Source organism: Dysosmobacter sp. Phy, assembly GCF_054476235.1.
Map to the genome: position 1 here is coordinate 1808226 of NZ_CM136997.1, position 20924 is coordinate 1829149.

Genomic DNA, 20924 nt, shown 5'->3' on the forward strand with positions numbered 1-20924 from the left:
ACTATGACCCAGGAGGAATTGATTGCAAAGATCCAGCAGTATCCGTGGATCGACCGGTTTGTGTATGTTACTGGGAGCGGTTCAGAGCTGGATGTTCAGATCAAATGGCCGGAGGCTGAACTTGCTGCCGCCAGCTATAATGCGTTCTATACAGGTCTGTTCAGTGCTGTTTTCGGAAAAGAAAATGTTGACTATCTGAAACCTCTGCCTTCGGATTATGGTGGGGACTTGGAGTTCTCCCGTTCTCACGGCGTAGGAGATTATCTGCCCGGAACAGCTCTCTATGAGGAAACAAATTCCTATTTTGCCAGTTTGACCGAGGATGGGTTCCAAGACGGTGAAACACTGGAGATTTGGTCCGGATATGGAATTGACGCTCCCGGTGCGGGAAATGTCTACGCCAATTACGAATTCACCTATTACAACGTCATCGAGCTGGAGCAGCTGGACACCTCCTACACCGTCCGGCATGAGTACTACACCAACGACAAGCTGACCGGCTCCACCGAGAGCGACCCGGTCACCGGCCTTCTGGTGGGCAGTACCGTGAGCGTGGCCGACATCGAGCAGGTGCCCAGCTATCAGGGCGGCGATTACGAGTACACCAGCACCACCCCCAACGAGACCCTGACCCTGACCTCCAACGCGGCGGACAACGTGATCGTCCTGCGGTATGACCGCACGGTCGAAGTGGAGGAGCCCACCTTTGAGTGGGATACCTCCAAGTCCAAGACGGCCACTCCTCTGGACGAGGATCTGAAGTCCCAGGTGACGCTGTCCCTGCCCTCCGCGGAGGAGACGCTGGAGAGCGACATCGTGTTTGTTGTAGATAAGTCCACCAGCAGCCGAGATGAATCTACCGAGGGTGGTCTGGCGATGCTGGAAGCGCTGAACAGCTCCCTGGAGTCCACCAAGGCGGTCATCAATGTCGGCATCGTTGTCTTTGACGGTACCTATCATGTGATGCGGGAGCTCTCTCCCTATGACGCTGCCGATGTGGCGGAAAAAATGAGCGCCAGGATCCCTCTGGAAGAGGATACCAGCGGCACCAACATCGAGGCGGGCCTGCTGGCGGCGCAGGCGATGCTGGAGGAGCATACCAGCGTGGCCAACAACCGTAAGTACGTGATCCTGGTCAGCGACGGCCTCACCCGCCTGTTCACTGGCCCGGACGGTGAGACGGTGCAGATCATCTTCAACCAGCTGGAGGCCGACGGCACCCGGTACTTCGGCGAGTATACGACCTGGTGCCTGAGCAACCGCCTCGGGGACGGCGAGTACAAGGTGCCCGGTGGGGTCGATTGGCTCACCTATTACACCACGGTGATCAAACCCCAGGTGGAAGCCGACGGCGATACCTATGTGATGGACTTTACCGGCGCCAGTACCATGACTGATACTGTGCCTGAGAAGTACATTCCTCTTGATGAAGTGCAGGATCACGCACAGGCGATCGACCGCGCGTTCTATGACGCGTATCAGGCGTATCTGGACCTGAGCACGGCGTACCACTGTTACGCTATCTACACGGGTTCCTCCGAATTGGGCAGCAGCTTCATGTCCACCCTCAGCAACGGCGAGACCCTGGACTTCGACGACATCCAGAACGACATCCTCTACGCGGTGGACAAGGGCTCCTATGTCGTGGACTACATCGGCTATGTGGCCGGCAGCTACGACTTTGACTTCGTGAACGATGTCTCCGCCATGAGCCTGAAGGTGGGCGAGACGACCTATCCCGCCGTGAGACTGACCGATAACCGCTATGGCTTCAAGCCGGTGGGAGACGGCACCTATGCCTTCACCCTCGAATATGAGAGAGGCAACGGCCTGAATGAGGAGCACTTTACCTGGACCATCGGAGAGGCTGTCAGCAACTTTGCTCCCGTCCAGCTGACCTACACCGTCAAGCTGGTCACGCCTCCCACCGAGCCCGGCGACTACAAGCTGGATACCAACCAGATCGCCACCCTCCACCCGGTGAACTCCGACGGTACTCCTGGCGATCCTGAGGACTTCGAGAAGCCCACTGTGGATTACACCGTCGGCGGCGGCACCGGTCCCGAGGGTCCCGGCACCGATCCCACGCCTCCCGGCGGCACTGATCCCACGCCTCCCGGCGGCGACGGCGGCACCGACATCCCCGACGGCAACACGCCCACCACGGACCTGCCCGATCAGGAGACCCCGACTACGGAGCTGCCCGAGGAGGAGACCCCGACTACGGAGCTCCCCGATGAGGAGACTCCCCTGGCGGAAGTGCCCGAGACCGGCGATATGTCCGCCCTGTGGCTGGCCATGACCGCCCTGTCCGGCACGGGCCTTGCCGGCGTGACCTTCCTGGGCCGCAAGAAGCGGGACGAGGAGTGATCTCCGTTCCCACGGAAACAAGACTTGAACCGCTAAGTAAAACAGCGCCCCCGGCTTTCGCCGGGGGCGCTGCTTTTGGATGTATTTGAACTCAGAAGCCGTAGAGCATGGAGCGGTCGATGTCCGCGATGCTGTGGGCGCCGCACATGGCCATGGTGTCGCTGAGCTCCGCCTTGAGCTTGTCCACGTAGGCCTTGACGCCCTCGGCGCCGCCGCCGTAGACCATGTTGACGAAGGGCCGGCCGATCAGAACGCCGTCGGCGCCCAGAGCCAGGGCCTTGAACACGTCCATGCCGGAGCGGATGCCGCCGTCCACCAGGATGGTCAGCTTGCCGCCCACCGCGTCCACGATGCCGGGCAGGACCTCGGCGGTGGAGGGGCACTGGTCCAGCACCCGGCCGCCGTGGTTGGACACCACGATGCCCTTGGCGCCGGCCTCCAGGGCCTTCTGGGCGCCCCGGACGGTCATGATGCCCTTGAGGATGAAGGGCTTTCCGGCCATCTCCACCACATCCCGCAGCTCCTCCACGGTCTTGCTGCCGGCGGGCGGGGTCAGGTTCTTCAGGAAGGGCAGGCCCGCGGCGTCGATGTCCATGGCGATGGCGAAGGGATCCGCCTCCCGGGCCAGGGTCAGCTTGGTTTTCAGGGTGTTCACATCCCAGGGCTTGATGGTGGGCACGCCGTGGCCGCCGCAGGCGGAGATGGCCTTCACGGCGCCCTCCACCACGGCGGGGTTGGTGCCGTCGCCGGTGAAGGCGGCGATGCCGGCCTGGGCGCAGGCGGGCACCAGGATCTCGTTGTACTGTAAATCGTCGTACTTGTCGCCGTAGTGCAGCTGCATGGCGCCCACGGGGGCGGCGAACACCGGCAGGTCAAAGGTCCGGCCGAACAGCTCCACGGAGGTGTCCACCGGCTTGTTCTCGCAGATGGTGTCCATGTTGACGCACAGCTCCTGCCACTTCTGGTAGTTGCGGATGAAGCCGGTGCCGATGCCCTTGGCGCCGGGGCCGGGGATGGTGTTCTTGCAGGCCAGGCCGTTGCAGACCGGGCAGGACTTGCAGTAGGGGCCGATGTTGCCCCGGGCGTTTTCCAAAGCTTCCTGATAAGTCATATGGTTTTCCCCTCCGAATCGATTTGCGGCCCGCCGAGCGGGCATTTATACATCGACATTTTACCTCCCGTGGGGGAAAAAGGCAACCGTCCCTCCCAAAACCAGGGAAAAATTTTGCGTCCGGCGGAACCTTCTGCAAAAAATCTCGTCTATACAGACAAATGACCATGATGGAAGAACGGATGGAGGAAAAGAAGGAGGTAACGACATGAAGCGAGGACTTGCAATGCTGACGGCGCTGTTGCTGCTGCTGGGCCTCATGAGCGGCTGCGGCGGCAGCGACACATCCGGCGCCACTGCCTCAGACATGGTGGCGACGGAGGAGACGGCTGACAACGGCAGCTACGGCGGGAACATGACGGCGCAGATGCCGGAATCCCCGGCGGAGGACGGGAGCGGGGAGGACCGGCTCCGCAACGCCAAGATGATCTACACCGCGGACCTGAGCGTGGAGACCACCGCCTTTGACGACGCCGCGGCCAGCCTGCGGCAGATGGTGGAGGACCTGGGCGGCTACTTCGAGTCCGCCTCGGTCTACAACCACGGCGGCAATTACCGCAGCGCCTTCTACACCATCCGGGTCCCGGCGGAGAACTTCCGGAATCTGCTGGAGCAGGTGGGGGAGCTGTGCCACGTGGTCCGCCAGGAGGAGGGCAGCGACAATATCAGTGAGCAGTACTACGACGTGGAGAGCCGCCTGGTGACCCAGCAGACCAAGCTGGAGCGGCTCCAGACCCTGCTGAGCCAGGCGGAGACCATGGAGGACATCATCACCATCGAGTCCGCCATCTCCGAGACGGAGCTGGCCATCGAGCAGCTGACCGGGACTCTGCGCCAGTACGACAGCCTGGTGGACTACTCCACCGTCACCATCTCCCTGGAGGAGGTCTACAAGCTCTCCAACGCGGAGGAGCCGCCCACCACGTTTGCAAGCCGCCTGGGCCGGGCCTTTGCCGCCGGCTGGAACGGATTTGTGGACTTCCTGGAGGCCATCGTGATGATCCTGGCCTACGCCTGGGTGCCGGTGCTGGTTCTGCTGGCCGTGGGCGGCACGGTGCTGTGGCGCCTGCTGCGGAAAAAGAGGGACAAGGGGAATGGACCGCCGGAAAACCGGGCATCCTGACCGGTGACGGACCATACAGCAAAGCGGCTGCCTCCGGGCGGCCGCTTTTTTTGGCTGCGGCGCAAAAGCTGGTACGGACGACTTGACAAATTCAATAAAACTGTATAATATTGTTTTAGAAACTAGATTACACGGTTTGGAGGTCTTGCTATGAAACGTGTATCGCAGATCCAGCTGCTGGGGGACTCCATCCTCAAGGGCATCCAGGTGGAGCCCGCCACCGGGCGGTACGTCACCCGGAACGAGATCGGCATTCCCGGCCTGGAGCGGGACTTCGGACTGACGGTGAAAAACGGCTCCCACTTCGGCGCCACGGTGGTGAAGGGGGAGCGGCTGCTGGAGCGGCTGCTGGAGCGGGAGACGCCCTGCGACGCGGTGGTGATGGATTTCGGCGGCAACGACTGCGACTTCCGCTGGGACCAGGTGGCGGCGGACCCGGAGGGGGACCACCGGCCCAACGTGCCCCTGGAGGAGTTTTTGCAGCGGTATCGGGAGATGATCGCCCAGCTGCGGCTCCACGGCATCACGCCGGTGCTGACCACCCTGCCGCCGCTGGAGCCGGAGCGGTTTTTCCATTGGTGGTGCGGCAAGCTGGACCAGGCGGCGGTACGCCGCTGGCTGGGCAGCCTCACCAACATCTACGCCCATCAGGAGAACTACTCCCGGGCGGTGGAGCAGCTGGCCCGGCAGACGGAGACCCCGCTGGTGGACATCCGGGGGGCCTTCCTGGCCCACGGCCACCTTGGTCAGCTTCTGTGCGAGGACGGCACCCACCCCAACTCCGCCGGCCAGGCGCTCATCGGCGATGCCTTCCGGGACTTTGCCCGGGAGCATCTGGAGCCGGTCCGGCAGACGGCGTGAGAGTGCCTGCCCCGCCGGCACTTTCCTGCATAACTGTGAAAGAGACCGCCTGCGGGCGGTCTCTTTTTGTCAAGATCCATAACAAATTGTAGAAACAGACGTGAATATAACTGAAAGGAATGGGATACGGCACGCTCCGGCGGCACATACTACCCCTGATACGGACCGCGGAGGCCCGCGGTCCGGCGGGTTTTGCTTGAGCAATGGAGGTGCCGCATGGAACAGCTTTCAGAACACTATGCAGATAACGTCCGCTGGTTCGATGAGACCCTGGGCGCCGGCCGCAGCTGCGACATGGTTTGCCGGGATTTGCAGATCGGCGGCCGACGGGGGCGGATCTGGGTCATCGACGGCTTCGGCGGCGACGCCATCCTGGAGCGGATGGGGGCCTTCTGGCTGTCCCTGAAGCCGGAGCAGGTGGGGACCATCACAAAGATGCAGGAGTTCACCGACCGGTTCGTCACATTCATGGAGGTGGAGGTCAGCTTCGACCGGGACGACATCGTCACCTCGGTGCTGCTGGGCAAGAGCCTGCTGCTGCTGGAGGGAGCCCGGGGCGCGGCGCTGATCGACGCCAAGGAGTACCCCAGCCGGGGAGTGGCGGAGCCGCTGGACGGCAAGGTCCTCCGGGGTGCCCACGACGGCTTCATCGAGGCGGTGGTGCCCAACATGGCCCTGCTGCGCCGCCGCATCCGGGACCCCCACCTGACCATGGAGGGCATGAAGGTGGGCACCCGCAGCCACAACGACGTGGTGCTGTGCTATCTGGACGACCGGGTGGACCAGGAGCTTTTAGAGCAGGTCCGGGAGAAGCTGCGGGGGATCAAGATGCGATCCCTCAGCATGGGGCAGGAGAGCGTGTCGGAGAGCATCCGGCCCAAGCAGTGGTACAACCCCTTTCCCAAGGTCCGCTACACCGAGCGGCCGGACACTGCCGCCGCCTGCGTCATGGAGGGGTATATCATCGTCATGGTGGACAACTCCCCCTCGGTGATGATTCTGCCCACCTCCTTTTTCGACTTCACCCAGGAGGCCAACGAGTTCTACTTCCCGCCCCTGGTGGGCACCTACCTGCGGGTGCTGAGGATCATCGTGTTTTTGATCTCGCTGTTCATCACGCCCGCCTGGTATATGATGGTCAACGAGCCGGGGCGGCTGCCGGGATGGCTGGACTTCCTGTCCTCCCCGGAGCCGGCGTCCCTGGACCTTCTCTGGCAGCTGCTGGTGGTGGAGTTTCTGATCGACGTGCTGAAGCTGGCGTCCCTCAACACGCCGGATTCCCTCTCCAGCTCCTTCTCCATGCTGGGGGCGCTGATCCTGGGCGACTTCGCCGTCCAGGCCGGGTGGCTGGGGCCGGAGGTGCTGGTGTATATGGCCTTCGTGTCGGTGGCGGGCTTTGCCCAGCCCAGCTATGAGCTGGGCTACGCCTTCAAGCTGCTGCGGGTGACGCTGCTGCTGGTCACGGCGGTGTTCGACGCATGGGGCTTCTTCCTGGGCTCCCTGGGGATTCTGATATTGCTGGCCACCACCAAGCCCCTGGTGGGCAAGGCCTATCTCTACCCCCTGATCCCCTTCAACGCCACCGCTCTGCGGCGGCTGCTGATCCGGGAGCCCATCAGCCGGGACAATACCTGAGGACAAAACGACACGGCGCGGAGCCCCGGACAGGTGGGGCCCCGCGCCTTCCTCTTATTCCATGTCCGCCGGATGGACCGGATTGCCGTGGTCCCGGATGAGATCCGCCAGGTCCGCCGCCTGCATCCAGACGGTGGCGGTGTTGTCGTTGGGGTGGACGCCGATGCGGCCGGTAAAGTCCCGGTCCAGGAACCATGTCACCCGGCGCTCCGTGTCGTTCAGCAGGCCCAGGGGCGTCACGGACCCGGGGGTCAGCTTCAGCAGCGCCGCCAGATCCTCCGCCGAGGCAAAGGTCAGCGGCCGGGTGCCATGGCGGCGGCGGAACGCCTTCAGATCCACCCGCTTGTCCCCACGGACAGTGATGAGGTAGTACGCCCGTTTTTTGTCGTCCCGGACGAAGAGGTTTTTGGCGTCGTCCGCTGGGTAGGGCAGCGCCACCTGGTCCAGCTGGGCCATGCTGTACACAGCCGGGTGCTCCGTGACCTCATAGGCGATGCCCCGGCTGTCCAGATATCGGTATGTCTCCGCTTTGTCCATAGCCAGTCCCCCCGCTTTCGATGATTTTCCCCAGTATATCAGTCTCCCAGGACCGGCGCAAGAAAGAAACGCCGCCGTTGTGTTTTTGGATAAAGAAGATGGTAAAAGTTTTACGGAATTTTGCCGCCCTTTTTCTGCCGCTTTGTTGCACATTCCACAAAAATCCGGTATGCTTAAACAAGGAGGAACGCCGCCCGGCTTTGCCGGACGGCACAGGTTGATGAAAAAGGAGTGAACGCCCCATGAGCAGACTGGATATCAAGACCCCCAGCCAGGCCCAGGCGGTGGTGGATCAGCTCTACCGGAATGTAGAGCACCGGATCGCCTCCAGCCCCCCGGGCCTGTGTCCCATCGACATGGCTCTGAATTTCCTGGAGCTGTGCCACGCCCAGACCTGCGGCAAGTGCGTGCCCTGCCGGATCGGTCTTGGGCAGCTGGCCCAGATGCTGCGGGAGGTACTGGACGGCCAGCCGGACATTCAGATCCTCCGCCGCATTGAGCAGACCGCCCAGACCATCGTGGACACCGCTGACTGCGCCATCGGCATCAATGCCGCCCAGCTGGTGCTCATGGGCCTCCAGGGCTTCCGGGACGACTATGAGGAGCACATCCTCCGCCACCGGTGCCTGGGCAGCCTGAAAAACCCGGTGCCCTGCGTGGCGCTGTGTCCCGCGGGCGTGGATATCCCCGGCTACATCGCCCTGGTCCACGCCGGACGCTATGCCGACGCCGTGCGATTGATCCGCAAGGACAACCCCTTCCCGGTGGCCTGTGCCTACATCTGCGAGCACCCCTGCGAGGCCCGCTGCCGCCGCCGCATGGTGGACGACGCGGTGAATATCCGGGCCCTGAAGCGCTACGCCGTGGACCAGGCCGGCCAGGTGCCCCAGCCCCCCTGCGCCCCGGCCACGGGGAAGAAGGTGGCCGTCATCGGCGGCGGCCCCGGCGGCCTCTCCGCCGCATACTATCTGGCCCTCATGGGCCACAGCGTCACCGTCTACGAAAAGCGGAAGGCCCTGGGCGGCATGCTGCGCTACGGCATCCCCGACTACCGCTTCCCCCGGACGCTGCTGGACGCCGAGATCGCCTCGATCCTGTCCCTGGGCATTGAGGTACATACCGACATCAACGTGGGCACCGACGTGACGCTGGATCAGCTGAAGCAGGAGTACGACTGCCTGTACCTGGCCATCGGCGCCCACACGGACAAAAAGACCGGCATCGAGGGCGAGAACAGCCGCGGCGTCGTCTCTGCGGTGGAGCTGCTGCGGGGCATCGGCGACGGCGAAAAGCCGGATTTCACCGGCAAGCGGGTGGTGGTCATCGGCGGCGGCAACGTGGCCATGGACGTGACCCGCAGCGCCATCCGTCTGGGAGCCGAGAAGGTCACCTGCGTCTACCGCCGCCGGAAGGAGGACATGACCGCCCTGCCCGAGGAGGTGGAGGGCGCCGAGGCCGAGGGGGCCGAGCTGCTGACCCTCCACGCCCCGGTGCGGATCGAGAGCGACGATAGCGGCAACGCCGTGGCCCTCTGGACTCAGCCCCAGATCATCGGCGAGATGGACCGCCAGGGCCGTCCCAAGCCCGGCACCGCCCGGGCGGCGGAGCACCGCATTGAGGCGGACGTCATCATCGTGGCCATCGGACAGGGCGTGGAGTCCCTGGGCTTTGAGCAGTCCGGCGTGGTGATCCAGCGGGGCGGCACGCTGCTGGCCGGGTCCGACACCAAGCTGCCGGATCTGGAGGGCGTGTTCGCCGGCGGCGACTGCGTCACCGGCCCCGCCACGGTCATCCGGGCCATCGCCGCCGGCAAGGCGGCGGCCGCCAACATCGACGAGTACCTGGGCTTCCACCACGAGATCGCCTCGCCCGTCCAGGTGCCGGCGCCCCGGTTCTCCGACCTCAAGCCCCGGGGCCGGGTCAACACCACCGAGCGGGACGCCTGCGAGCGCAAGCATGACTTCACCTGTATCGAGTGCGGCCTGACCGCGGAGGAGGCGGAGCAGGAGTCCTCCCGCTGCCTGCGGTGCGACCACTTCGGATACGGAGTTTTCAAGGGAGGACGTGTGGAAAAATGGTAAATGCGATCATCGACGGCCGCGCCGTCTCCGTGCAGGCGGGCACCACCATCCTGGACGCCGCCCGCTCCGCCGGCATCCCCATCCCCCACCTGTGCTATCTGAAGGGCATCAACGAGATCGCCGCCTGCCGCATGTGCGTGGTGGAGGTGAAGGGCATCGAGCGGCTGGTCACTGCCTGCGACAATGTGGTGCTGGAGGGTATGGTGATCTCCACCAACAGCCCCCGGGTCCGCCGGGCCCGGCGGACCAACCTGCGTCTGCTGCTCAGCCAGCACGACACCAGCTGCACCACCTGTATCCGCAGCGGCAACTGCGAGCTCCAGACCCTCTCCCAGGAGCTGAATATCCACTACCAGCCCTACGCCGTCAAGCCTGAGCGGTCCCGGATCGACCTGGACGCCCCCCTGATCCGGGAGGCGGGCAAGTGCATCAAGTGCATGCGCTGCGTTCAGATCTGCGACAAGGTCCAGGGTATGCACATCTGGGATGTGGCGGGCACCGGCTCCCGGACCACCGTGGACGTCAGCTTCAACCGCCTGCTGAAAAACACCGACTGCACTTACTGCGGCCAGTGCGTCACCCACTGCCCCACCGGCGCCCTGACGGCCCGGGACGACACCAACGCCGTGTTCCGGGCCCTGGAGGACCCCAATATCACCACCGTCATCCAGGTGGCCCCGGCGGTGCGGGTGGCCTGGGCGGAGAGCTTTGGGCTGGACCCGGCCTTCGCCACCACCGGCCGCATGGTGGCGGCATTGCGGCGGGTGGGCTTTGACTACGTGTTCGACACCAACTTCACCGCAGACCTGACCATCATGGAGGAGGGCAGCGAGTTCCTCCACCGCTTCACTCACCGGGATCAGTACGCCTGGCCCATGTTCACCTCCTGCTGCCCCGGCTGGGTACGGTTCGTGAAGGGACAGTTCCCCGCCTACACGGACAATCTCTCCACCGCCAAGTCCCCCCAGCAGATGTTCGGCGCCATGGCCAAGAGCTATTTCGCCCAGCGCAAGGGCATCGATCCCCACAGGATGTTCGTGGTGTCGGTGATGCCCTGCATCTCCAAAAAAAGCGAGTGCGGCCTGCCCACCATGGCCGATGCCTGCGGCGATCCGGACGTGGACGTTGTGCTGACCACCCGGGAGCTGGGGCGGCTGCTGCGCAGCGAGCACATCGTGCCCGCCGACCTTCCGGAGGAGAGCTTCGACTCGCCCCTGGGCTCCGGCACCGGCGCGGCGGTGATCTTCGGCGCCACCGGCGGCGTCATGGACGCGGCCCTGCGCAGCGCCTACTTCCTGGTGACCGGCCGGAACCCGGATCCGGACGCCTTCGCAGAGGTCCGGGGAGACAAGCCCTGGAAGGAGGCGACCTATACGATCCCCGGTGCCGGAGCGGTGCGGGTGGCCGTGGTCAGCGGCCTGGGCAATACCCGCCATCTGATGGAGGCCCTGGAGAAGGGCCGCGCGGAGTACGATTTTGTGGAGGTCATGGCCTGCCCCGGCGGCTGTGCCGGCGGCGGTGGTCAGCCCATTCACGAGGGCGAGGAGCTGGCCGCCGAGCGAGGCGCGCGCCTGTGGCAGCTGGATGCCGACGCGCCCGTCCGCTTCTCCCACGAAAACCCCGACGTGCAGGCGCTGTACCGGGAGTTTTTGGGTGCGCCCCTGGGAGAGAAGTCCCATCATCTGCTCCACACGGATCACCGGGGCTGGTCCTTGCCCGTGTTCCGGCGGGAGGAGTGAGCGCCTCTTGGTCTGCAGCACCCCCCGTCCTGCAGGACGGGGGGTGTTCACTGAAGGTGAATGTTTTTCCTCGCATATTTTTGATAAAAAACAATGTTTTTTTCAAGTGATTTGGTGATATATGCATACAAATTTGACATAATCCCTAGAAAATAGGTAATATATTTGTAAGGATCTGCCAATGTACATGCTTGCCTTTTCTGCGCGCTGCCTGTATAATGGTAAGATCAAAGAAAAGCTGGACGCCCCTGCGCCAGAAGGAGGTCCCATGAAGAGCGGAGACCGCTACACAACAAGAGAGCTGTGCCTGTTGGTCCGGGAGATGGAACGTCTGTTTGAGGTGGTGCGCCTGCTGGATCCGGCGGCGGAAGAGCGGCTGACACCCATATCTGAGGACAGGCTGGAGCGGGGGCCCTGGGATGAATTGTACGTACTGTTGGACACTCCTGGTGGAGTCAGCGGCGAGAGCCCGGACCATCGCCGTCCGGTCCACGCCCTGTCCTGCCCGCTGTTTTTGACGGAAAATGGCCGGGAAGTGCCCCTGGTTCTGGAGCTGGCCGGCTGGGCGCCTTCCCGTTTGGTGGAGCGGCGGCGCGGGCACTTCTCCCTGGAAAAGGCGTCTGCCGCCCGTGAAGAGCTGTACCGGGACGAGCTGACCCAGGTGTTCAACCGCCGTTATCTCAACGATTTTGTGTTTTTGCGCCGCCAGATGGACCGGCTGACCCGGGTGGGTGTCATCATGATGGACCTGCGCCGGTTCAAGGAGGTCAATGACACCTTCGGCCACCTGGCCGGAGACCGGACGCTGGAGCAGGTGGCCCGGGTGCTGGGTGAGCATGTCCGGGGCCAGGACTCGGTGATCCGTCTGGGCGGCGACGAGTTCGTGGTCATCCTGCTGGACTGCGGGGAGGATATTGTCTGCCGGAAGATCGAGGAGCTGCGGGCGGCTCTGGTGCCGGTGGCGGAGGCGGACTTTGGCTATGCCTACACGGACCAGTTCTCCCCCTCAGTGGAAATGCTGCGGGAGCTGCTGGACCAGGCGGACCGCCGGATGTACCAGGAAAAACGCCGCGCCCCCTGAGGCGGCCCGGCGACAGATGAGACGATGACTATGATGACGATACAGCGGGGCCCGCGCCGATCCGGCGCGGGCCCCGCTGTTCTTATTCCTCAATGGTGATGGCGGACACGGGGCAGTTGTCCCGGGCCTCCCGGGCCAGATCCTCCTGGCCCGCAGGCACGCCGCTGCCGTGGGCCAGCCCGTCGTCTCCCATGTGGAACACATCCGGGCAGGTGCCCTCGCACAGGCCGCAGCCGATGCAGGCGTCGCTGACGATCGCGTTCATATCCATATCTCCTTTAATCCAGAATATTTCCATCCCGGCCCAGTGTCACCACCTGCCAGGGAATGAACTTGCCGCTGTTGCGCAGGGCCGTCTCCACGGCCCGCTGGATGCCGCCGCAGCAGGGAACTTCCATCCGCACCACCGTGACCTCCCGGATGTCGTTGCGGCGAATGATCTCCGTGAGCTTTTCGGCGTAGTCGCCCTCGTCCAGCTTGGGGCAGCCGATCAGGGTGATCCGGCCCCGCATGAAGCGCTGGTGGAAGTCCGCCCGGGAAAAGGCGGTGCAGTCGGCGGCGATCAGGAGCTTTGCCCCCTGATAGAAGGGCGCCTCCACCGGCAGCAGCTTGATCTGTACCGGCCACTGCCGCAGGCAGGACACGGGACCCTCCGCCGCCGGGGGCACCGGGTGATGAGGATTGCCGTGGCCCATCTCCTGGGTCTGGGAGCCGGGACAGCCAGCCTGGGGCGCCGGATGGCGGGGAGCCTCCTCCGCCGGGTACAGGGTCTGCGTCATGGAGCCGGGGCAGCCGCAGGGCAGCGTGTCTCCGGCGGCCTTTTTGGCCTGGACCGCTGCCTCGTCATAGGGGGCGGCCTCCCGCTCCACAAAGGTGATGGCCCCGGTGGGACAGGTGGGCAGGCAGTCGCCCAGGCCGTCGCAGTAGTCGTCCCGCAGCAGCTTGGCCTTGCCGTCCACCATGCCGATGGCGCCCTCGTGACAGGCCGCGGCGCAGGCGCCGCAGCCGTTGCATTTTTCCTGATCGATCTCAATGATCCTGCGTACCATAGTGTTTCTCCTTTTTTTCATTTCAAACGGGTCTCCCCTTGCCTTTCTGGACACAGTATCCTACAATAGAAGGGAATAGTCTGTTGGATTTCCAACGAAAGAAAGGGAAACGCATATGGAGATCACCCCGGCCATGGCTGTCTCGCCCCTGTTCCGGGGCATTCCCTCGGAGGAGCTGAACGCGCTCTTGGATTGCATGGGCGCCGCCCGGCGCCGCTACCGGCGGGGGGAGCTGATCCTGCGCCGGGGGGACCTGGCGCAGCGGCTGGGCCTGGTGCTCTCCGGCGCCGTCCACATCGTCCGGGAGGACTTCTGGGGCAACCGGACCATCGTGGGTCTGGCGGAGAGCGGGGAGGTGTTCGCCGAGTCCTACGCCTGCCTGGGCTCGGAGCCGCTGGAGGTCTCCGCCCTGGCGGCGGTAGAGACGGAGGTGCTGTTTCTGGACGCGGGCCGGGCGGTGGCCGGCTGCGGCCGGGGCTGCGCCGCCCACGCGCAGCTGTCCCGGAACCTGCTGGCATTGCTGGCCGGGCGGAACCTGGCCCTGACGCGGAAGATGGGCCACATGGCCCGGCGCACCACCCGGGACAAGGTGCTCAGCTTCCTCTCCGCCCAGGCCCTCCGGGCCGGGGGACCGGCCTTCGACATCCCCCTGGACCGCCAGCAGCTGGCGGACTATCTGGCGGTGGACCGCAGCGCCCTGTCGGCGGTGCTGAGCCGTCTCCGGGACGAGGGGGTCCTGGAATTCCACAAAAACCACTTCCGCTTGCTCCGCCCGGAGCAGCTGCCGGAGTGAGAGGAGGACACCATGCGCATCCGCGTACCGGACTACTATGAGCAGTTTCACTGTCTGGCGGGGGAGTGCCCCCACACCTGCTGCGAGAAGTGGGAGGTGGTCATCGACGAGGAGACGGCTCGCCTCTATGATGCCGTCCCGGGGGATCTGGGGGAGAAGCTCCGCGCCGCCATGGAGACGGACGCGGAGGGGGACGTCTGTTTTCCCCTCTCCGGCGGGCGGTGCCCCTTTCTGGATGGAGAAAACCTCTGCGAGATCCACCGGCAGCTGGGTCCGGAGGCCACCTCCGTCACCTGCCGCAGCCATCCCCGCTTTACGGAGGACTACGGCCCCTTCCGGGAGGTGACGCTGTGCGCCTCCTGCCCGGCGGCGCTGGCACTGCTGCTGGGGTCTGACGCGCCCCTGACCTTCCGGGAGACGGAGACGGCGGAGCCGGAGGAGCCGGGGGACCCGTGGCTCACGGGTCTGGTGCCCCTGCGGGACCGGATGCTCCGGGAGCTGACGGACCGTGCCCGCCCGCTTCAGGGGCGGCTGGAAAGACTTTTGCTGCTGGCGCTGGAGGCCCAGGGTCTGCTGGAGGTGGATCGGGCGGCGGAACTGGCGGCTCTGGCGGAGGTGTGGGAGGCGCCCCCGGTGGAACTCCCGGAGGGCCCTGGGATCTTTCCACGGGTCCTGGAAGTCCTCTCCGGACTGGAGGCGCTGGACGGTGACTGGCGGGAGCTGCTGCGCCGGGCGGAGACGGCAGAGGCGGTGCCCGTGCCGGAGCGGCTGTTGGGGCGGGTGGGAACATACTTCCTGTTCCGGTATCCCCTCAAGGCGGTCAACGACGGCGACCTGCTGGGCCGGGTGCAGCTGTGCGTTCTGATGGTGCTCCTGGCCCGGCGTCTGGCGGCCGTGTGCGGCCTCTCCGAGGCGGTGCGGCGGCTGTGCAGCGAGATCGAGCACAGCGAGGAGAACCTGGAGGCTTTGCAGCAGGCCTTTCTGGAGGACGGGGGGCTGTCCCCGGCGGCCTTTCTCCGGACCCTGCGGGAGGCGTGAGACCCCCGGCCGCAGATTTGTGCGTTTTGCTTTTCCAAAGGTGATTCCTTTGTGAAAATTGTAAAATCTCACAATAGGGATTGACAAAAGAGAGAAAGTATTGTACATTATAGACACAGGAAAGGAGTGAGTCCAATGGGCTAGCTAGCTCAGAGGTCCCAAAATGATCCTGAATCCCAGCGCCGTTCGGAACAGAGGAATCCCTCAAAACCCAGCAAATTCTCAGCAGACTCCGGAAGACCCAAAGACGAAACACACCTCACTCTGATGAGCAACACGAGAACAAGCGTTTTGGTAAGAACCAGAGCAGACGTCTGCGTGTACCTGATGTTTTATGGATTGGCAAACCTGAGTTTCCCATTACCCCAGCATTGTTCCCAAGCATCCGAACGGTAACCGAAGAAAGCAAGAGGTAAACAGTATTGGAAAATCCGATCCAGGAGTAGACCCCCCGTTCGTCGTTGGAGCGAGCGGGGGGTTGTGTTATGACTGGGGGACCGATCAGCGCCTGCGGTGGCCGTCTGTTTGACACGGCTTGCCGGAGGTTTGTTTTTTATAAGGGGAAAAGGCGGAAGGTGAGATGAATGGGGGCGAAGCTGCTGAGCAGAGGAGGGCGTTCCCGCCTGCGGCGATAAGCAGGCGCCTGCCTTGGCTAGGTTCCGCTTTTCCTGCATATGCCGCGGTTTTTCGCTGACAGAGAGCAGCCCGAGGATATGAAAGAACAAAACAGCACCCGACCGGATCACCGGTTGGGCGCTGCGGCTTTGCATGGGGTGGGCGATTACGGGAAGGACTACCCTATAGGCTTGTTGGCCGCGGAAGTACTCTGCCCTCTCTCCGTCGGGCTCCAGAGATCTTCGTCAGCAAGTATTTTACAAAAAACACAGCGGCCCGGACCATTCGGTCCGGGCCGCCGCGGCACTATACAAAACGCGAAGGCGTTTCTTACTTGTGATCCACAGAGGACATGTAGCGGATCAGGTCCACCATCTTGTTGGAGTAGCCGCACTCGTTGTCGTACCAGGAGACGACCTTCACGAAGGTGTCGGTCAGAGCGATGCCGGCCTTCTTGTCGAAGATGGAGGTGCGGGGATCGCCCAGGAAGTCGGAGGAGACAACGTCCTCGTCGGTGTAACCCAGAACGCCCTTCAGCTCGCCCTCGGAGGCGGCCTTCATGGCCTCGCAGATCTGCTCATAGGTGGCGGGCTTAGCCAGCTTGGCGGTCAGGTCCACGACGGACACGTCCAGGGTGGGAACGCGCATAGACATACCGGTCAGCTTGCCGTTGAGCTCGGGGATAACCTTGCCCACGGCCTTGGCGGCGCCGGTGGAGGAGGGGATGATGTTGCCGGTAGCGGCACGGCCGCCGCGCCAGTCCTTCAGGGAAGCGCCGTCCAGCAGCTTCTGGGTGGGAGTGACGGAGTGCACGGTGGTCATCAGGCCTTCCACGATGCCGAAGTTCTCATGCAGGACCTTGGCGATGGGAGCCAGGCAGTTGGTGGTGCAGGAGGCGTTGGACACGAAGGTCATGTCGGAGGTGTACTTGGTGTGGTTGACGCCCATGACGAACATCGGGGTGTCGTCCTTGGAGGGGGCGCCCATGACGACGTGCTTGGCGCCGGCGTCGATGTGGCCCTGGCACAGGTCCTTGCTCAGGTGCTTGCCGGTGCACTCGCAGATATACTCAGCGCCCACAGAGGCCCAGGGAATGTCCTTGACGTCCATGGCGGTGAACACGGGATACTTCTTGCCGTTGACGATCAGAGCGCCGTCCTCGGAAGAGACCTCGCCGGGGAACTTGCCGTGCACGCTGTCGTACTTGAGCATATAGGCCATATACTCGGGGTTCATGAAGGGATCGTTCAGGCCGACGACCTCCACGTCGTCCCGGTTCAGGGCAGCGCGGAAGACCAGACGGCCGATGCGGCCAAAGCCATTGATGCCGATTTTGGTGTTCATAATGGAAAGACTCCTTTCACAAATACGGGTACGCCTCCTCGGCGTCCATTTGAAACGATTGCGCAAACGTTTCATGTAATCGTTTATATTGGTATACTAGCATACTGTTTGATATTTGACAATCGTCATTTCTGATAACATTTTTGAAGGTTGGTTGTGAATATTTAATAATAAAACCACGAAAAACCAAAAAAATTCCCGGACTGAAGGGGAAAAAGGCCTTGACGTCGGAGAAAAGCTGTCCTATACTGGAGTAGCTAATTGTTTACGCAAGGTAACACATCTTTGCGCAAAGAAGGAAGAGGTCCATGAAAGTTACGATTTCGGATGTGGCCAAGCTGGCGGGGGTCTCCACCGCCACGGTCTCCCACACCATCAACAACACCCGTTACGTCTCCAATGAGACCAAGGAGAAGGTCTACAAGGCCATTGCGGAGCTGGGCTACACGCCGGACGCCTCCGCCCGCAGCTTCCGCACCGGAAAGAAGCGGACCATCGGCTTTATTGTGCCCGATATCGCCAATAAATTCTTCGCCACCATGATCGAGGCGGTGGAAAATTATCTCTCCGCCCACGGCTATCAGCTGATCATCGCCAACACCAAGGAGAATATGGAGCGGGAGGAGACCAACATCCGCCTGCTGACCGCCGGGCTGGTGGACGGACTGCTGATCGCCAGCACCATGGATGATTTCCAGCGCTTTGACGCGCTGATCCCCGCCGGCTTCCCGGTGGTGCTGGTGGACCGGACCTTCCCGGTGAAGAAGTACTCCTCCATCTGCGTGTCCAACTTCCAGCCCATTTACCGCAGTGTCTGCCGCCTGGCGGGAAAGGGCGACCGCCGCATCGGCATCATCGGCGGCCTGCCCCGCCTGTCCACCACCACGGAGCGCATCTCCGCCTATCAGCAGGCCATGGCCGACTGCGGACTGCCGGAGGATCCGGATCTGATCCGCTACGGCGACTCCATGGAAAAGAGCGCCGCCGGCTGCCTGGAGGAGCTGCTGGACCGCCAGTGCGACGCCATCATCGTCTGCCAGGGCCTCATGGCCTCGGAGACCATTATCTACCTCCACCAGAAGGGCATCCAGCTGGCCCAGGACATCGACCTGGTCAGCTTCGTGGACTATGACTCCGACGTCTACGCGCTCTATGCCGACCAGATGGACACCATCATCCAGCCGGTGGAGGAACTGGGTGAGGCCGCCGGGGAGCAGATCCTCCGCCGGGTGGAGGAGCCCGACGCCCCCATCTTTGAAAAGGTGCTGACCTCCGCCTACAAGCCCTATAACCAGACCCGCTCCTGGACCCACTCGGAGCGCTGAGAGAGGAAAGACGCCCCCGCTGCTTTCGCAGCGGGGGCGTTTTATGCATTTGGACCGCTCAGGCGGCAAAGCGCAGGTGGAACCGGGCACCGGCCTCGCCGGCAAAGACCACCATGCCGCCCTCCGGCAGCGTCACGGCGCCGGTGTCACCCAGCACGGAGGAGGCGGCCACCTTGCCGGAGGCGTCGTAGACCCAGAAGCCGGCGTCCTCCGGCCCCTGGACCGTCATGGTCTTTCCGGCGGCGGAGCCCACCTGATACCAGCGGGCGTAGCCGTCGGGCTGGATGGTGGAGTAGGCCCAGCCGGAGCCGGTGAAGAGCTGCGGCGCGCCGGAGGCCTCCATGTAGACGCTGCCCCGGACGGTGAGCCAGGTGACGCCGTCCCGGACCTGACGGGTGTAGTCCATGCCGTCCCGGCCGCCCACGCCGGGCAGGGCCACGGCAAAGAGGGCGCTGGTCTCATCCGCGATCCGGTCCGGTCCCAGATAGCCCGGAATGGGCGCAGAGGCCTCGGCGGCGGTTTCGCTGAGGGACAGGTAGACCTGGGAGCTGTATTTCTCAGTCATGGGCAGGATGCTCATGGTGAGGACCTGGTCCCACAGGGCCTGGACCTCCTCCGTCACTGCGTTGTCCGGCAGCTTCACCGCCGCGTAGTTGGACACCGGCAGCGCCCCCAGGCCCGGCAGGGCGGAGACGGCCTTCTGATAGAGGTAGATCTCCCCGTTGTCCTCCTTCACGAAGGACAGCGCGGCGGTGCCGGTGGCATCCCGGAAGGTGCCGTCGGCGCAGTAGGTGAAGGTCTGGGCCGGGACCATGGTGGGATAGGTGGGGCAGGTCATGGTGAGCGTGCCGTCGTCGGCCAGCTCGATGTGGTACTGGAGGGAGGTGGAGCCGTAGTACCCGGCGTACTGCTTCAGCTCCGCCGGCAGGGGAGCGGGCTCCGCCTCCGGCAAGGCGGGGATGGTCTGGTCCACGCTCACGCCCTCCTCCGCCAGGGCGGCGGCCAGGATCTGCGTGGCGGCCAGCTGGTTATAGGTGGAGGTGCCGCCGGAGGTGACCACCGCCGCCGCCATGTCGTACTCCGGCAGCACCACCAGGGCGGCGTGATAGCGCAGGGTGTCGCCGCCCTTGGTCAGGGCGGTGATATCGCTCTGACAGAAGGGGAACCACTCCACGTTGTCCCAGCCCAGGCCGTAGGCCAGGGTGTCCAGGGTGTCGTCGGGCCAGATGCCGCGGCTGTACTCGGGGTAGGCCATGGCCTCCAGGGAGGACTCTTTGAGCAGCTTGGTGCCGGTCAGGGCGCCGCCGAAGGATGCCAGATCCGAGGCGGTGGCGTACAGGCCGCCGGCGCCTATGGCGTTCAGGGAGTCTACCGGCAGGGCCTCGGTGCTGCTGCCGGAGTAGGTCTTGGCCAGGCGGGCGGTGTCGAAGTCGCCGCCGGGGGCGTAGGTGTCGTCCAGGCCGATGGGGTCCAGGATGTACCGGTCCACATAGTCCATGAAGTCCATGCCGCTGACGGCCTCCACCACCAGCTCCGCCAGGGTGAAGCCGTCGTTGCAGTAGACGCTGTACGCGCCGGGATCGGCGATGAGCCGCTGGGTGGACAGGGCCTCCAGCAGACCGTCGGTGGCGGAGGGGTCGGCGTCGTCAAAGAGGATGGCGCCGGCCAGGCCCGTGCCCATGATGCCGGAGGAGTGGTTCAGCAGCATCCGGACGGTGATGTCCTTGTAGCGGCTGTCGGCCATCCGGAAGTCCTTGAGGTAGCGGGTCACCGGGGCGTCCAGGGACACTTTGCCCTGCTCCGCCAGCTGCATCACCGCCACGGTGGTGTAGATCTTGCTGACGGAGCCGATGCCGTAGAGGATGTCCTCGGTCAGGGCCCGGTTTTCCGTCTTGGAGTAGACGCCGCTGGCGCCGGTGTCGGTGACGGCGCCGTCCTGCCACAGGGCGTACTGGATGCTGATGGCACCGCCGAAGGTGGCCGCGGCGGCGATGGCCTCCTCCACCGGATCCGCGGTTTCCTCCGCGGCGGCGGAGACCGTCAGGCTCAGGGCCAGGGTCAGCGCCAACAGCAGGGCGCTCCAACGGGTTCGCTGCTTCATATGTGTTCTTCCTTTCCTGCCCCGCAGGGCGTATGGCCGGCAGCCGGCCTGTTTCTGCTTTCTAGGATATACCCTCCCCCAGGGGGAAGGTCAAGTAAAAGTTTTCACCGGGACGATCCGA

General features: G+C 64.0%; 16 protein-coding genes. 10 read left to right on the forward strand and 6 right to left on the reverse strand.

Annotation, left to right across the window (positions count from 1 at the left end; translation table 11 throughout):
- Positions 1–3 precede the first annotated feature (3 nt).
- Complete coding sequence (locus ACVDHE_RS08785) at positions 4–2370, forward strand: VWA domain-containing protein (RefSeq protein WP_458886167.1); 2367 nt, start codon at positions 4–6, stop codon at positions 2368–2370.
- A gap of 91 nt (positions 2371–2461) precedes the next feature.
- On the opposite strand, the gene ACVDHE_RS08790 is transcribed toward ACVDHE_RS08785, so the two are convergent.
- On the reverse strand, positions 2462–3481 hold the full coding sequence (locus ACVDHE_RS08790) for an alpha-hydroxy-acid oxidizing protein (RefSeq protein ID WP_418725966.1): 1020 nt from the start codon (positions 3479–3481) through the stop codon (positions 2462–2464).
- Positions 3482–3689: 208 nt separating this feature from the next.
- Here ACVDHE_RS08790 and ACVDHE_RS08795 point away from each other — a divergent pair, with 208 nt between their 5' ends.
- The 3 genes from ACVDHE_RS08795 (at position 3690) to ACVDHE_RS08805 (ending at position 7100) form a co-directional block, all read left to right on the forward strand.
- Positions 3690–4604, forward strand: coding sequence for a DUF4349 domain-containing protein (locus ACVDHE_RS08795; RefSeq protein ID WP_458884344.1), 915 nt, complete (start codon positions 3690–3692; stop codon positions 4602–4604).
- Between the two features lie 150 nt (positions 4605–4754).
- Positions 4755–5465, forward strand: a complete 711-nt coding sequence (locus tag ACVDHE_RS08800) for an SGNH/GDSL hydrolase family protein (RefSeq protein WP_213037706.1) — start codon at positions 4755–4757, stop codon at positions 5463–5465.
- 216 nt (positions 5466–5681) lie between these two features.
- Entirely contained in the window at positions 5682–7100 is a 1419-nt protein-coding gene (locus tag ACVDHE_RS08805) for a spore germination protein (protein ID WP_418725969.1), read from the forward strand.
- Positions 7101–7154: 54 nt separating this feature from the next.
- Here ACVDHE_RS08805 and ACVDHE_RS08810 read toward each other — a convergent pair whose 3' ends face one another.
- Positions 7155–7637 carry a prolyl-tRNA synthetase associated domain-containing protein gene (locus ACVDHE_RS08810; protein WP_213037708.1) on the reverse strand — a complete coding sequence of 161 codons (483 nt, stop codon included), beginning with the start codon at positions 7635–7637 and terminating at the stop codon, positions 7155–7157.
- A gap of 242 nt (positions 7638–7879) precedes the next feature.
- Between ACVDHE_RS08810 and ACVDHE_RS08815 the strand changes: the two genes are divergently transcribed.
- The 3 genes from ACVDHE_RS08815 (at position 7880) to ACVDHE_RS08825 (ending at position 12538) form a co-directional block, all read left to right on the forward strand.
- Positions 7880–9718, forward strand: a complete 1839-nt coding sequence (locus tag ACVDHE_RS08815) for an NAD(P)-binding protein (protein WP_458884345.1) — start codon at positions 7880–7882, stop codon at positions 9716–9718.
- A complete protein-coding gene (locus tag ACVDHE_RS08820) occupies positions 9712–11457 on the forward strand; it encodes a [FeFe] hydrogenase, group A (RefSeq protein WP_458884346.1) in 1746 nt (581 codons plus the stop codon). The genes ACVDHE_RS08815 and ACVDHE_RS08820 overlap by 7 nt, the downstream gene beginning before the upstream one ends.
- Positions 11458–11725: 268 nt before the next feature.
- On the forward strand, positions 11726–12538 hold the full coding sequence (locus ACVDHE_RS08825) for a GGDEF domain-containing protein (protein ID WP_458884347.1): 813 nt from the start codon (positions 11726–11728) through the stop codon (positions 12536–12538).
- Between the two features lie 82 nt (positions 12539–12620).
- Here the strand turns inward: ACVDHE_RS08825 and ACVDHE_RS08830 are convergent, their stop codons facing one another.
- Together ACVDHE_RS08830 and ACVDHE_RS08835 are read right to left on the reverse strand one after the other, a co-directional pair.
- Positions 12621–12803 carry a ferredoxin gene (locus ACVDHE_RS08830; protein WP_213037713.1) on the reverse strand — a complete coding sequence of 61 codons (183 nt, stop codon included), beginning with the start codon at positions 12801–12803 and terminating at the stop codon, positions 12621–12623.
- 13 nt (positions 12804–12816) lie between these two features.
- Positions 12817–13587: an ATP-binding protein gene (locus tag ACVDHE_RS08835; protein WP_418725973.1), complete on the reverse strand. Its 771-nt coding sequence runs from the start codon at positions 13585–13587 to the stop codon at positions 12817–12819.
- 115 nt (positions 13588–13702) lie between these two features.
- Here ACVDHE_RS08835 and ACVDHE_RS08840 point away from each other — a divergent pair, with 115 nt between their 5' ends.
- Together ACVDHE_RS08840 and fliB are read left to right on the forward strand one after the other, a co-directional pair.
- Positions 13703–14380, forward strand: coding sequence for a Crp/Fnr family transcriptional regulator (locus tag ACVDHE_RS08840; RefSeq protein ID WP_213037715.1), 678 nt, complete (start codon positions 13703–13705; stop codon positions 14378–14380).
- 12 nt (positions 14381–14392) lie between these two features.
- Positions 14393–15418, forward strand: coding sequence for a flagellin lysine-N-methylase (gene fliB / locus ACVDHE_RS08845; protein ID WP_458884348.1), 1026 nt, complete (start codon positions 14393–14395; stop codon positions 15416–15418).
- Positions 15419–16363: 945 nt separating this feature from the next.
- Here the strand turns inward: fliB and gap are convergent.
- A complete protein-coding gene (gap, locus tag ACVDHE_RS08850; protein ID WP_213037717.1) occupies positions 16364–17377 on the reverse strand; it encodes a type I glyceraldehyde-3-phosphate dehydrogenase in 1014 nt (337 codons plus the stop codon).
- Positions 17378–17685: 308 nt separating this feature from the next.
- Here gap and ACVDHE_RS08855 point away from each other — a divergent pair, with 308 nt between their 5' ends.
- The gene (locus tag ACVDHE_RS08855) at positions 17686–18702 is read left to right on the forward strand and encodes a LacI family DNA-binding transcriptional regulator (RefSeq protein ID WP_325227338.1); all 1017 of its coding nucleotides are present in this window, start codon (positions 17686–17688) and stop codon (positions 18700–18702) included.
- Positions 18703–18760: 58 nt separating this feature from the next.
- On the opposite strand, the gene ACVDHE_RS08860 is transcribed toward ACVDHE_RS08855, so the two are convergent.
- Positions 18761–20803 (reverse strand): serine hydrolase domain-containing protein, encoded by a 2043-nt coding sequence (locus ACVDHE_RS08860; RefSeq protein ID WP_458884349.1) that lies wholly within the window; start codon positions 20801–20803, stop codon positions 18761–18763.
- Positions 20804–20924 lie beyond the last annotated feature (121 nt).